The sequence below is a fragment of the Sinomonas terricola genome, from assembly GCF_034931225.1.
Classification (GTDB): Bacteria; Actinomycetota; Actinomycetes; order Actinomycetales; family Micrococcaceae; genus Sinomonas; species Sinomonas terricola.
This window is the reverse complement of record NZ_JAYGGQ010000003.1, coordinates 95,603-107,905: the sequence shown is the minus strand read 5'-3', so window position 1 is coordinate 107,905 and position 12,303 is coordinate 95,603. Positions and strand designations below refer to the sequence as shown.

At 71.3% G+C, this 12,303-nt stretch carries 16 protein-coding genes and 1 riboswitch; of the genes, 2 read left to right on the top strand and 14 right to left on the bottom strand.

The window, feature by feature from the left end:
- Positions 1 to 51 precede the first annotated feature (51 nt).
- Entirely contained in the window at positions 52 to 501 is a 450-nt protein-coding gene (gene hisI, locus SPF06_RS06290) for a phosphoribosyl-AMP cyclohydrolase (protein WP_323278151.1), read from the bottom strand.
- A gap of 78 nt (positions 502 to 579) precedes the next feature.
- Here hisI and SPF06_RS06285 point away from each other — a divergent pair, with 78 nt between their 5' ends.
- The gene (locus SPF06_RS06285) at positions 580 to 1,224 is read left to right on the top strand and encodes a TIGR03085 family metal-binding protein (protein WP_323278150.1); all 645 of its coding nucleotides are present in this window, start codon (positions 580 to 582) and stop codon (positions 1,222 to 1,224) included.
- A 55-nt stretch (positions 1,225 to 1,279) separates the two neighbouring features.
- Positions 1,280 to 1,738, top strand: coding sequence for a hypothetical protein (locus tag SPF06_RS06280; RefSeq protein WP_323278148.1), 459 nt, complete (start codon positions 1,280 to 1,282; stop codon positions 1,736 to 1,738).
- A gap of 57 nt (positions 1,739 to 1,795) precedes the next feature.
- On the opposite strand, the gene hisF is transcribed toward SPF06_RS06280, so the two are convergent.
- The 13 genes from hisF to def all read right to left on the bottom strand — a co-directional run bounded on the left by hisF (position 1,796) and on the right by def (position 12,277).
- Positions 1,796 to 2,569 carry an imidazole glycerol phosphate synthase subunit HisF gene (hisF, locus tag SPF06_RS06275; protein WP_323278147.1) on the bottom strand — a complete coding sequence of 258 codons (774 nt, stop codon included), beginning with the start codon at positions 2,567 to 2,569 and terminating at the stop codon, positions 1,796 to 1,798.
- 26 nt (positions 2,570 to 2,595) lie between these two features.
- Positions 2,596 to 3,441, bottom strand: a complete 846-nt coding sequence (gene hisG / locus SPF06_RS06270) for an ATP phosphoribosyltransferase (RefSeq protein WP_323278146.1) — start codon at positions 3,439 to 3,441, stop codon at positions 2,596 to 2,598.
- 87 nt (positions 3,442 to 3,528) lie between these two features.
- The gene (locus SPF06_RS06265) at positions 3,529 to 3,792 is read right to left on the bottom strand and encodes a phosphoribosyl-ATP diphosphatase (protein WP_323278145.1); all 264 of its coding nucleotides are present in this window, start codon (positions 3,790 to 3,792) and stop codon (positions 3,529 to 3,531) included.
- 97 nt (positions 3,793 to 3,889) lie between these two features.
- Positions 3,890 to 4,363, bottom strand: a complete 474-nt coding sequence (ribH, locus tag SPF06_RS06260; RefSeq protein WP_323278144.1) for a 6,7-dimethyl-8-ribityllumazine synthase — start codon at positions 4,361 to 4,363, stop codon at positions 3,890 to 3,892.
- A gap of 32 nt (positions 4,364 to 4,395) precedes the next feature.
- Positions 4,396 to 5,085: a GTP cyclohydrolase II gene (gene ribA / locus SPF06_RS06255; protein ID WP_323278143.1), complete on the bottom strand. Its 690-nt coding sequence runs from the start codon at positions 5,083 to 5,085 to the stop codon at positions 4,396 to 4,398.
- Position 5,086: 1 nt separating this feature from the next.
- A complete protein-coding gene (ribB, locus tag SPF06_RS06250; RefSeq protein ID WP_323278142.1) occupies positions 5,087 to 5,734 on the bottom strand; it encodes a 3,4-dihydroxy-2-butanone-4-phosphate synthase in 648 nt (215 codons plus the stop codon).
- Positions 5,731 to 6,360, bottom strand: coding sequence for a riboflavin synthase (locus SPF06_RS06245; protein ID WP_323278140.1), 630 nt, complete (start codon positions 6,358 to 6,360; stop codon positions 5,731 to 5,733). Before SPF06_RS06245 ends, ribB begins: the two co-directional genes overlap by 4 nt.
- On the bottom strand, positions 6,360 to 7,409 hold the full coding sequence (gene ribD / locus SPF06_RS06240; RefSeq protein WP_323278290.1) for a bifunctional diaminohydroxyphosphoribosylaminopyrimidine deaminase/5-amino-6-(5-phosphoribosylamino)uracil reductase RibD: 1,050 nt from the start codon (positions 7,407 to 7,409) through the stop codon (positions 6,360 to 6,362). Before ribD ends, SPF06_RS06245 begins: the two co-directional genes overlap by 1 nt.
- A gap of 59 nt (positions 7,410 to 7,468) precedes the next feature.
- On the bottom strand, positions 7,469 to 8,209 hold the full coding sequence (gene pnuC / locus SPF06_RS06235; RefSeq protein WP_323278138.1) for a nicotinamide riboside transporter PnuC: 741 nt from the start codon (positions 8,207 to 8,209) through the stop codon (positions 7,469 to 7,471).
- Between the two features lie 78 nt (positions 8,210 to 8,287).
- Positions 8,288 to 8,427: riboswitch (FMN riboswitch) on the bottom strand.
- A 135-nt stretch (positions 8,428 to 8,562) separates the two neighbouring features.
- Positions 8,563 to 9,246 carry a ribulose-phosphate 3-epimerase gene (gene rpe, locus SPF06_RS06230; protein ID WP_323278137.1) on the bottom strand — a complete coding sequence of 228 codons (684 nt, stop codon included), beginning with the start codon at positions 9,244 to 9,246 and terminating at the stop codon, positions 8,563 to 8,565.
- A complete protein-coding gene (locus SPF06_RS06225; protein ID WP_323278136.1) occupies positions 9,247 to 10,758 on the bottom strand; it encodes an RsmB/NOP family class I SAM-dependent RNA methyltransferase in 1,512 nt (503 codons plus the stop codon).
- Positions 10,755 to 11,678 carry a methionyl-tRNA formyltransferase gene (gene fmt, locus SPF06_RS06220; RefSeq protein ID WP_323278135.1) on the bottom strand — a complete coding sequence of 308 codons (924 nt, stop codon included), beginning with the start codon at positions 11,676 to 11,678 and terminating at the stop codon, positions 10,755 to 10,757. The genes SPF06_RS06225 and fmt overlap by 4 nt, the downstream gene beginning before the upstream one ends.
- A complete protein-coding gene (gene def, locus SPF06_RS06215) occupies positions 11,675 to 12,277 on the bottom strand; it encodes a peptide deformylase (RefSeq protein ID WP_323278133.1) in 603 nt (200 codons plus the stop codon). The genes fmt and def overlap by 4 nt, the downstream gene beginning before the upstream one ends.
- Between the last annotated feature and the right edge of the window lie 26 nt (positions 12,278 to 12,303).

The window sequence follows — 12,303 nt, the reverse complement described above, 5'->3', positions numbered from 1 at the left end:
GCGGGTGGGCGGTTAAGTCCGGCGCGGGCGGGCGGTTAAGGGTCACGGGGCTCAGTCGCTGCCGACGACGGCGGGGATCCCCCGGCCGTCGAAGCAGGTCCGCGTGCCCGTGTGGCACGCCGCGCCGATCTGGTCGACCTCGACCAGGAGCGCGTCGCCGTCGCAGTCGAGCGCGACGGACTTGACCCACTGCACGTGGCCCGAGGTATCGCCCTTGCGCCAGTACTCCTGCCGGGAGCGGGACCAGAACGTGACCCGTCCGCTCGTGAGGGTGCGGCGGAGCGCCTCGTCGTCCATCCAGCCCACCATGAGCACCTCGCGGGTGTCGTGCTGCTGGATGACGGCGGCCACAAGGCCGGCCGCGTCCCGCTTGAGCCGCTCGGCGACGTCCGCGGGAAGGGTCAGGGCGCCGACGCCCGAAGCGAGGACGGCGTCCTCGTCCGCGGTGGTCCCGGCGGCTGCTCCGGCCGCATCTGGAATGGGGTTGCTCTGCTCAGACATCCTCTCAAGTCTAGTGCGCGTCGCGTGCACACCCGTCCCCGCGCGCGGGCGCCCGCGAGCGTGCTAGTTTCGCTAGTGATGCTCTTCGTTCCTCCATCCCGGGAAGTCCTCGCCGAGACCTTGCTCGCGGCTGGCCCGAACGCACCCACTTTGTGCGAGGGCTGGACCACGAAAGAGCTCGCGGCGCACCTCTATCTGCGCGAGCGGAGCCCACGCGTCGGGTTCGGCCTCGCGGTGCGCGGGCTCCGCGGCGTCTCGGACGGGGCGACCGCGCGGCTCGCCGGCAAGCACGCGACGGCTGAGGCGTACGCCTCGCTCGTCGAGGCCTTCCGGTCCGGCCCGCCCAAGGCGTCCCCGCTGCGCATCGGCCGCTTCGACGAGGCGGCCAACCTCACGGAATTCTTCGTGCACACGGAGGACGTGCGGCGCGCGACGGCGAAGTGGGCACCCCGGGCGCTCGACACCGCCTACGCGGACGCATTGTGGGATCACCTCGTGCGGCACGCCGCGATCCTGTACCGCGGCGTCGACCTCGGCATCGTGCTCGTGAGCCCGCACGGCCCGCGCCACGTGGCCAAGCGCGCGCCCGTCTCCGTCGCAATCGTCGGCGAGCCCGGTGAGCTTCTCCTGCATGCGAGCGGGCGGGGCTCGCACGCGCTCGTGACCTTCGAAGGCCAGCCAGACGCCGTCGCTCTCCTCACGACTGCCGACGTCGGCCCCTGACAGCCGTGCCGCCTGCGTCATGCGGGCGGCGCCGCCACGGAAAGGACGCACCACCATGCCCGCGTTCGACGAAGTCTGGACATCCATCGCCCCGCTTTGGGCTGCCCTGAGCGGGGACGCGCGGGATCGCCTCGCCGCGTCGCCCGAGGAAGCCGGCGAGGCGGCCGTATTCCGCATCGCGACCTCGGAGGTCGACGAGGCGCCGGCCCTGCCCGAAGGCGCCGACCTCGTCGAGGCTCCCCTCGGGGCGTACGACATCGTCGAGCTCACCCTCTTCGGGCGACCCGCGGCGAAGGCGCGCATCGCGTTCGGGAACGGGATCGCCGCCGTCGGCCGCTTCGAATTCGAGCCTGGGCAGTCGCCCGACCAGCTCGGGCCCGGCCTCCTCTCGGCACTCGCCCAGGAGGCGTTCGCCGAGGGCGCCGAAACCATCTATACCGTGGCCGACGGCACGGAACAGCCGCCCTACCTCGGACCCGGGTGGACTGAGGCGGGGCGGCTGCGGCGCGCTTAGAAACCCCCGAGACCGACGACGGCGCGCGCCTCAAGCGGGCGCCGCGTCGGAAGGCGGTCAGCGGACCTCGTGACCCGCCGCGCGGATGGCGGACTTGACCTGCGCGATCATGTCGTCCGGACCGAAGTGGAACATCGACGCGGCCAGGACGGCGTCCGCGCCCGCCTCGATCGCGGGCGGGAAATGCTCGGGCGCCCCCGCGCCGCCCGACGCGATGAGCGGAACGTTCACGGCGGCGCGGATGAGCCGGATGAGCTCGAGGTCGAAGCCTTCTTTCGTACCGTCGGCGTCGATCGAGTTGAGCAGGATCTCCCCCACGCCGCGGTCTGCCGCCTCCTTCGCCCATGCGACGGCGTCGATGCCGGTCCCACGGCGCCCGCCGTGCGTCGTGACCTCGAAGCCCGACGGCGTGCTCGTCTCCCCCTGGACGCGGCGGGCATCCACCGAGAGGACGAGCACCTGCGAGCCGAAGTGGCGCGTGATCTCGTCGATGACCTCGGGGCGCGCGATCGCCGCGGTGTTGATCGACGCCTTGTCCGCGCCCTCCCGCAGGAGGCGGTCGACGTCGGAAACCGCGCGCACGCCGCCTCCCACGGTGAGCGGGATGAAGACCTCCTCCGCGGTGCGGCGTACGACGTCGAAGGTCGTCTCGCGCCCCGAGGAGGACGCCGTGACGTCGAGGAACGTGAGTTCGTCCGCTCCGGCGCGGTCGTAGCGGTGGGCGAGCTCGACGGGATCTCCCGCGTCGCGGAGCCCCTGGAAGTTGACGCCCTTCACGACGCGGCCCGCATCGACGTCGAGGCATGGAATGACACGGACGGCGACGCCCATGGCCCGCTCCCTTCCTGGCTCTGAACCTAGATCCGGCACGCGTGGATGCTGCTCACGAGGATCGCGCGCGCGCCGAGCTCGTAGAGCTCGTCCATGACGCGGTTCGTGTCCCTCTTCGGCACCATCGAGCGCACGGCGACCCAATCGGAATCGCGGAGGGGCGAGACCGTGGGCGACTCGAGGCCCGGCGTGAGGGCCGAGGCCTGCTCGACGAGGTCTTTCCGCACGTCGTAGTCCATGAGGACGTACTTGCGGGCCACCAGGACACCCGTGAGGCGTCGGATGAGGACGTCGATTGCCGTGAGCGCGTGGCCGCGCCGGCCGATGAGGACGGCCTCGGACTGGAGGATCGGCTCGCCGAACACGGCCATTCCCGCGGCCTTGAGCGTGTTGCCCGTCTCGACGACGTCCGCGATCGCGTCCGCGACGCCGAGGCGCACCGAGGATTCGACGGCCCCGTCGAGCCGGACGATCCGCGCCGGCGTCACGCCCTGCTCCTTGAGGTACGTGCGGAGGAGGCCGTCGTAGCTCGTCGCGACGCGGCGCCCCTCGAGCTCGGACACGGATGAGAACTCGCCCGCGGGCCCCGCGAACCGGAACGTCGAGGCCGCGAAGCCCAGCGGGAGGAGCTCTTCCGCCTCTACCTCGGCATCGATGAGCAGGTCGCGGCCGGTGATGCCGACGTCGAGCGTGCCCTGGCCGACGTAGACGGCGATGTCGCGGGGGCGGAGGAAGAAGAACTCGACGTCGTTCTCGGGGTCGAGCATAACCAGCTCGCGGCCCTCGCGCCGCTGGCGGTAGCCTGCCTCGGCAAGCATCGAGGAGGCGGCTTCGGACAGGGAGCCCTTGTTGGGGACTGCTACACGGAGCATGGGAGTCTTTCTGGTCTCGAGGGGAGGTGTGCTCGGCTTCTCGCCACGGGGCGCCCGGGACAAAGGAAGGGCAGGCGCGCGCCGCGGCTAGAGATGCGTGTACACGTCTTCGAGCGTGAGTCCCTTCGCGATCATGAGGACCTGGACGTGGTACAGGAGCTGGGAGATCTCCTCCGCAGCGGCCCCGTCCGACTCATACTCGGCCGCCATCCACACTTCGGCGGCCTCTTCGACGATCTTCTTCCCGATGCCGTGGACTCCCGAGTCCAGCTCGGCGACGGTGCGGGAGCCCTGGGGGCGACTCGTCGCCTTCTCGCTGAGCTCGGCGAACAGCGACTCGAAATCCTTCACGGGTCAAGCCTACTGGAGCGTGCAGGGCCGCCCGCACCGCGGGCGGCCCCGTGACGCGGCCCATGTGACGAAGCCAACACGGGGCGTGCGGGCCGGGTCAGAGGGACCGCAGGGTCGCCGCGGTGAGCAGCGCCGCCGTCGTCGCCTCATGCCCCTTGTCCTCGGACGAGCCCGGCAGCCCGGCGCGGTCAAGGCCCTGCTGTTCGGTATCGCACGTGAGCACACCAAAGCCCACGGGCACGCCCGAGCGCACGCTCACGTCGGTGAGCCCGGACGTCGCCGCCTCGCACACGTATTCGAAGTGCGGGGTCCCACCGCGGATCACGACGCCGAGCGCGACGACCGCGTCATGGGTGTCCGCAAGCCGGCCCGCAACAACGGGCAGCTCGAAGCTCCCCGGAACGCGCACGACCGTCGGCGACTCGATGCCCGCCTCGCGTGCGGCCCGCAGGGCACCATCGAGGAGGCCGTCCATGATCTGGGTGTGCCAGCTCGCGGCAACAATCGCGAGCCGGAGCTCGGCGAGCTGAGGGTCGTCAAGGGAAAGGAGGGGGGCGCCGTATCCGCTCACGTGGATGGTTCCTTCTGCCGTTGTCGGGCGGGTCAGTCGTTGTCTGTGTTGATGCGCGGAAGCCGCGGAAGCACGGCTTCGACGTCGAGGGTGAGGCGATGATCCATGCGCTCCTTCTTCGTCTGGAGGTAGCGCAGGTTCTCGGCCCGCGAAGGCACTTCGGTCGGGACCATCTCGACGACGTGCACACCGGCCTGCGCAAGCCGGTTCTGCTTGTCCGGGTTGTTGCTCAGGAGCCGGATCTGTGTGAGGCCCATCTCCGCAAGGATCTGCGCGGCCGCCTTGTAGCACCGTGCATCGACCGGAAGGCCGAGCTGCTCGTTGGCCTCGACGGTGTCGAAGCCCGCTTCTTGGAGCGCATACGCCTTGATCTTGTTCGCGAGGCCGATCCCGCGGCCCTCCTGCCCGCGCAGGTACAGGAGCGTTCCGCCCTCTTCGCGGATGAGCGCGAGCGCGTACGCGAGCTGTTCGCCGCAGTCGCAGCGGTACGAGCCGAAGACGTCACCCGTGAGGCACTCCGAGTGGAGGCGCACGAGGGGCGCGACGCCGTCGGCCGGCGGCTCGGGCGAGCTCACCGCAAGGTGCTCCGCGCCCGTCTCCTCGTCGACCCAGGCCTGGGCCACGAAATCGCCGAACGCCGTCGGAAGCTTGACGACCGGGCCGCCGGTCACGGGATGACGGCGGCGCGCCCCGTTCGCACCGGCCGCGCTCATGCTGCCCATTTCATTCCTCCCCGACGCCCGCCCGGGACGCCATGAATTCGACGAGGTCCGCGATCGAGACGAGGGGGCAGCCGAACTCGTCGGCAAAGCCGCGCAAGGCGGGCAGCCGCATCATCTCTCCGTCGTCGTGGACCACTTCTGCGATCACTCCTACTGGAGCCAAGCCTGCCAGACGGCACAGGTCGACGGCCGCCTCGGTGTGGCCGCGCCGGGCCAGCACACCTCCGTCAACCGCCCGCAGCGGGAATATATGCCCCGGCCGCGTGAAATCGGCGGCAGTCGAGGACGCGTCCGCGAGGGCCGCGACGGTCTTGGACCGGTCGGTTGCGCTGATCCCGGTCGAGACCCCGAAGCGGAGATCGCACGAAACGGTGTAGGCGGTCCCCTTCGAATCCTCGTTGAGCTCGACCATCGGCGGGAGCGCGAGCCGGTCCGCCGAGGCGCCGTCGAGGGGCACGCACACTACGCCCGAGGTATGGCGGATGGTCCAGCCCATGAGCGCGGGCGTCGAGAACTGGGCGGCGAAGATGATGTCGCCCTCGTTCTCCCGGTCCTCGTCGTCGACGACGACGACGGGTCGGCCGTGACGGAGCGCGTCGACGGCGGCCTGGATGGGCTCGAGGCGGATCGCCTGCGCGTGGGCGCTCATGCCGTCGCCCCCTCGGTCTTCGCCCCGAAGGACAGGAGCCGAGCCGTGTACTTCGCGAGCACGTCGACCTCGAGATTGACGCGGCCGCCCAAGGGTTTGGCGCCGAGGCCGGTCTCAGCGAGGGTCGCGGGAATGAGGCCCACCTCGAACCACTGGTCGGCCTCTCGCGCGGGGCTCACGGCCGTCACGGTGAGGGAGACGCCGTCGACCGCGATCGAGCCCTTCTCGGCGACATACGGCGCGAGCCCGGCGGGGATCGAGAAGCGCAGCCGGTGCCAGTTCTCGAGCGGTTCCCGCTCAAGAAGGGCGCCCACGCCGTCGACGTGGCCCTGGACCACGTGCCCGTCGAGGCGCCCGCCCGCGGGAACGCAGCGCTCGAGGTTCACGGCGTCGCCCGGGGCAAGCGAGCCGATGGTCGTGCGCTGGAGGGACTCCCCCATGACGTCGACGGAGAAGGAGTGCCCGTCGTTGCGGACCGCGGTGAGGCAGCATCCGTCGACGGCGATCGAGCCTCCGAGCGGGAGGTCCTCCGCGAGGCTCGGCGCGGTGAGCGTGATGACCGCGCTTTCGCCCGTGGACTCGACGGCCTCGACGGTGCCGCGCTCTGCGATGATTCCGGTGAACATCAGTGGCTTCCTTCTGCTGGGGCAAGAGTGTGCTGGGAGGGCGCGGACGCGGGCCGCAGGTGGAGGCGGAGGTCGTGGCCGAGCCGCTGGACGGCACCTCCGCCGCTTTCGTCCCACGCCCAATGCTGAGCGTCGGCGAGCGTGCGGATGCCGAGATCGGCCACAGAGCTCTTCCCCGTGCCGAGGAAGACCGGGGCTTCGTAGACGATGAGCTCATCCACGAGTCCGGCCGCAAGGAACGCCGCGATGATGCGGGAGCCGCCCTCCACCATGACGTGTCGGGCGCCGAGCCCGAACAGCTCGGCGAGCGCGGCAGCCGGGTCCTGAGTCCTCACGTGGTGGAACCGGCCGTCTGTCCCCCGGACGGCTGCGCCGTCGGGGACATCTCGGAGGCCCATGACGACGCGCAGCGGCTGATGGTCCAGAAGGCCTCCGTCCGCGCCGCGTGCCGTGAGGCGTGGATTGTCGACGGCGACGGTCTCGGAGCCGACGAGGATCGCGTCGATGCGGGAGCGGATCGCGTGGTTGTCGGCGAGGGACTCGGGGCACGTGATCCACTGGCTCGTGCCGTCCTCGGCGGCGATCCGCGCGTCGAGCGTCTGCGCGATGTGCACAGTCACGAACGGGCGGCGCGCCCGCACTGCGGCGAGCCAGCGCTCATTGAGGTGTTCGGCGTCGTCCGCGAGCACGCCCGAGTCGACGTGCACGCCCGCGGCCCGCAGCGTGCGGGCGCCACCCGAGGCGGCGTCGTGCGGATCGTCGATCGCGTACACGACGCGCGCGACGCCCGCCGAGATGAGCGCCTGGGCGCACGGCCCCGTGCGGCCCGTGTGGTTGCACGGCTCGAGGGTCACGTACATCGTCGCGCCCGCGAGGTCGACGCCGTCGCGCCGGGCCGTCGCGATCGCGTCGGCTTCGGCGTGCGCGGTCCCGGCGCCGCGGTGGAAGCCCGTGGCGAGGACGGTTCCGTCCGGGGCGACCGCGACGGCGCCCACGAGGGGGTTCGCGCCGCGGACGCCCTGCGCTGCGAGCCCGAGCGCGGTCCGCATGTGGGCGGCATCGCGGTCCGCCGCGCGCGGCGACGCGGTCTCCGACACGCCGATCGCGTTCACCCGATCACCTCCGCAGCCTCGGCGGGCGCGGAGTCCGGAGCGGAGGAAGCCGCCCGGCCGGCCTCGCGAAGCTGGGCGCGCCACCACACGAAGAAGCCCGTCAGGGTGAACGCACCATAGAACGCATACATCGTCCCGCTCGCGTAATACCCCGCGCTGAAGAGAAGGGGCACGCCGACGACGTCGACGGCTACCCAGATGAGCCAGAATTCGGTCCAGCCGCGCGCCATCCCGTAGGTCGCGAGAAGCGAGCCCATGAAGGTCCACGCGTCCGCCCACACCGGAGGATACGACCCGAATGCCGCGAAGAGGGGGGTCAGCGCCGCCGTGCCGACAGCCATCGCGAGGACGAGGCCCAGCCGCGCGCGGCCGCTCGCCCACCGCGGCGCCACCGCGCCGCTCTGGTCCGCGCTGGCGTGCCCTTCGCGGTGCCACTCGGCCCATCCGTAGGCCGAGACCGCGAGGAACATGATCTGCCGGCCAACCTGACCCCAGAGCGTCGCCGAGCCGACACCCGCCTCGGGCGCGATGCCGAAAGCCGAGGCAAAGGCCGTTCCGGCAAAAACAGTCACCAGGAGAAGATTTCCCGCGATTCCCACGGGCCAAGCCCACACGCGGCGGGCCATCCCGCCGAGGGCGCTCGCGAGGCCGAACGCGTTGCCGAGCACCTCGCGAAGAAGAAGCGCCGACCCCGCCATGGGGATCTGCGCCGTCAAGAGCCACTGCAAGAAGTCCATCGCAACCTTCCTTTCCGGACCGCAGCGGCTCCGGGGTTGCGACAGAAGCGGCGCGCCACGACGGCACACCACAGACTGCACGTGCTTCTCCCATCCAGACTTTGACTGTCGGTACCGGAGTTCCACCGGTTCAACCTTTGGCCTTCTCGGAGCGAGAGGGCCGCCGGGTCGCGGACTATCACCGCCGGTTCGGACTTTCACCGACCCCGGAGCACGTTCATTTGCTGACGGCCGCCGATCGCTGCTGACACATCAATCAGGCGGCCACTGACATTGTGGCACATCACGTGACGCCGCCGAGACGGGGCGTCACAAATCGCCTCGACACGAGACGCCGCCCGTGGCACGTCGGCTCAGCGGACGGAGCCTCCTGCGCGAACGGTCGCCTCGGCTGCCGCCCGGAGCGCCGCGATCGCCGCGGCAGGATCTGCCGCACCGTAGACGGCAGATCCTGCGACGAAGACATCTGCTCCCGCCTCCGCCGCGCGCTCGATCGTCGATGCCGAGATCCCGCCGTCGACCTGGATCGCGACCTTCGCACCGCTTCCGTCGACGGCCGCCCGGGCGCGCCGGATCTTCGGGAGGGTCGCATCGAGGAAGGCCTGCCCGCCGAATCCGGGCTCGACCGTCATGATGAGCAGCATGTCGATCTCGCCGAGCATGTCGAGGTAGGGCTCGACGGCGGTCGTGGGCCGCAAGGCCATGCCCGCTTTCGCCCCGCGCGCCCGGAGCTCACGCGCGAGCTTGATCGGCGCGATGGCCGCCTCGGCATGAAACGTGACGGACGCGAGCCCCAGCTCGGCATAGAGCGGCGCCCAGCGGTCCGCGTCGGCGATCATGAGGTGCGCGTCGAGCGGGATGGGGCTCACCGCCTGGATCCGCTCGACCACGGGGAGCCCGAGCGTGAGGTTCGGGACGAAGTGATTGTCCATGACGTCCACGTGGACGGCGTCGGCGGAGCCGATCCGGGCGAGCTCGGCCTCGAGGTTGACGAAGTCGGCGGACAGGATGCTCGGGTGGATGCAGCAGCGGCTCACTCAGGACTCCTTACTGGGTGGTAGCTTGCGGAAGAGCGCGAGGAACATGGCGTCGGTGCCGTGGATGTGCGGCCACAGCTGGGCCGTGGTGCCACGGCCCGAGGCAAGAGGGTGCCCGGCGCCAAGCGGCTCAAGGGCCGCGGCGTCAAGGATGGCGCCCGCGTCAAGCGGCTCGATGTCGCGGCGACGGCGGAGCGCGTCCTCGACGACGGCGGTTGTCTCGGCCGGATGCGGCGAACAGGTCACATAGCCGACGACTCCACCCGGCGCCGTCGCCTCGATGGCCGAGTCGAGGAGCTCGCGCTGGAGCGGGGCGAGCTCCGCGAGGTCCTGCGGCATGCGGCGCCATCGCGACTCGGGCCGTCTGCGAAGTGCTCCCAGCCCGCTGCACGGAACGTCGGCGATGACCCGCGTGAACGCGCCGCGCTCCTCGCCGCCGAGCGTCCGGCCATCGCCCGCGCGCACCGACCACGCTTCGGGGGGAACGGGACGGAGGGCCTGGCGCACGAGTTCGGCACGATGCTCGGCCGGCTCGTTCGCCAGCAGGGTTGCCCCGCGCTGCGACGCGAGGGCTCCAAGGAGCGCAGCCTTGCCGCCCGGCCCCGCACAGAGGTCGAGCCATCGCTCGTCGCCGTTGCCCCCCGCGGAGAGGGGTGCTGCGACGACGGCGCGCGCCACCAGCTGGGAGCCGACGTCCTGGACGCGCAAAGTGCCGCCGCGGACCGCGGCCCAGCGGCCCAGGTCGCCGCCCGAGGAGAGAGCCGACCCCTCGACGAGTTCGCCGCGCGTCGCACCGGCGTCGAGGGCTTCATCGAGGCTACCCAGGCCGGGGAGGGCGACGAGGTTCACGACCGGAGCGGCGTTGTCCGCTTCGAGGAGGTCATCGATCTCCGAGACCGGCCGGCCGTGGGCGACGAGGGACTGCCGAAGCGCCCGGACGATCCACGCCGGGTGCGCATGCCGGATCGCGGCGGCCTCGATCTCGTCGGGGGCCTCAGCGGCGAGCTCGTCCAGCCATGCGTCGAGCCCCTGCTCGGCGACCCGCCGCAGGACGGCGTTGACGAGCGAACCGGGTCCCGCCCCGACGACGGCCCTCGTCAGGGCGACGGTCTGGTTGAGCGCGGCGTGGGGCGGAACGCGCATCGAGAGAAGCTGGTGGGCGCCGAGGCGGAGGACGTCGAGAACGGCCGGATCAAGCCGTTCGAGGGGCCGGTCAACGCAGCGCGAGAGCACGGAATCGTAGGTCCCCTGACCCCGGAGCGCCCCGTAGGCGAGCTCGGTGGCGAACCCCGCATCCCTTCTGTCGAGACGGTGGTGGCGTATCCGGGCGGGGAGGACGAGGTTCGCGTAGGCGTCGTCCCGGGAGACGGCACGCAGGACCTCGAAGGCCACGAGGCGGGCAGGGTCCGCAGTCCTCGTCCGCTGGCTCGGCGCCTGCTGGCTGAACTGGCGCCGGCCGCTGCCGCCGCGGTTCCGCTCGCGTCCGCGGTCATTGCGCCGTTCGGCTGTCACTCGAACCTCATCCCCTCAGGCATTCCGGCGCCGCGCGCCCAGTCCGCGGCTCCCATCATCTTCTTGCCCGCCGGCTGGACGCGCACGAGTTCGAGTGCGTGGGTCGCCGTGCCGACGAGCAGAGAGCTGCCGTTCCACACGAGTCGCCCGGGCTCGAGGCCCGTGACATCGGGGCGGTGCCTGGGCGGCTCGAGCTTGAACCGTTGCCCGTCGAGCAGCGTCCACGCTCCCGGCTCGGGCGTTACGCCGCGTGCCCTGCGCTGGATCGCGACAGCCGGCTGCGACCAGTCGATCCGGCCGTCGTCGAGGGTCAGCTTCGGCGCGTAGGTCGGTTCGCCTTCTTGGGGATGGGCGGCCAGCGTGCCCGCGTCGATCCCGGCGAGCGTCGTGACAAGCAGGCCGGCCCCGCTCTGGGCGAGCTCGGCGAGCAGCGTCCCCGCCGTGGCGTCGGCCGCAGCCGTCATCGCCATCGTCCCGTACACGGGCCCCGTGTCGAGCCCCTCTTCGAGCAGGAACGTCGACGCTCCCACCACGTCGTCGCCGTGGATGAGCGCGTGCTGGACGGGCGCGGCCCCACGCCAGGCAGGAAGCAGGGAGAAGTGGAGGTTGATCCAGCCGTGCGCGGGAACCCCGAGGGCTTCTCGGGGAACTATCCCCCCGAAGGCGACGATCGCCGCGACGTCCGGCGCAAACGCCGCAAGCTGATGAGTCACCTCGGGCGTGATCCGGCTCGCCTTGACGAGAGGCAGGCCGAGTTCCTCGGCGCGCGCGGCGACGGGCGACGGCGTGAGGACCCGTTTGCGGCCGATCGGCGCGTCCGGCCGTGTCAGCACGCCGACGAGGTCGAGCCCTGGCTCGTCCGCGATCCGATCGAGCGAGGGGACGGCGACGGCGGGGGTTCCCGCAAACAGGACCCTCACGCGGGAGCGCCCGCCCCGCCGAACGATGTGCCGGCCGCAGACGATGCGCCCTTGCCGAAGGCCGACCCCACGTGGCCGGCGCGCTTCGTGACGGTCTGGCCCACGACGGAGCTGTAGTCGATCGCCCGGATCGCGCGCTGGGCGGCCTTGCGGTCGTCACCCTCGAGCCGGTCGACGAAAAGGACCCCGTCGAGGTGGTCGGTCTCGTGCTGGAACGCGCGCGCGAGCATCCCCTCGGCGTTGATCTCGAGGGGGTTGCCGTGGACGTCGAAGCCGACCGCCGTCGTCGCCCGCCGCCGGCGCACAGGGAACGCGACGCCAGGGATGCTGAGGCATCCTTCGACGACGTCCTCCTGGTAGTCCTCCGAGAGCGAGAGGACCGGGTTGACGATGTGCCCGCGCTCGCCATCGATCTGGTAGGTGAAGACCCTCTTGCCCACGCCCACCTGGGGGGCGGCGAGTCCCGCGCCGTCGACGTCGTCCATCGTCTCGAGCATGTCTTCCACAAGGCGTTCGAGTTCAGGCCCGAAGTCAGTCACGGGGTCCGCGGGCGTGCGCAGCACAGGGTCGCCGATGATCCGGATGGGCAGGATTGCCATGGCGAGAGGAGCCTTTCGATGTGGCG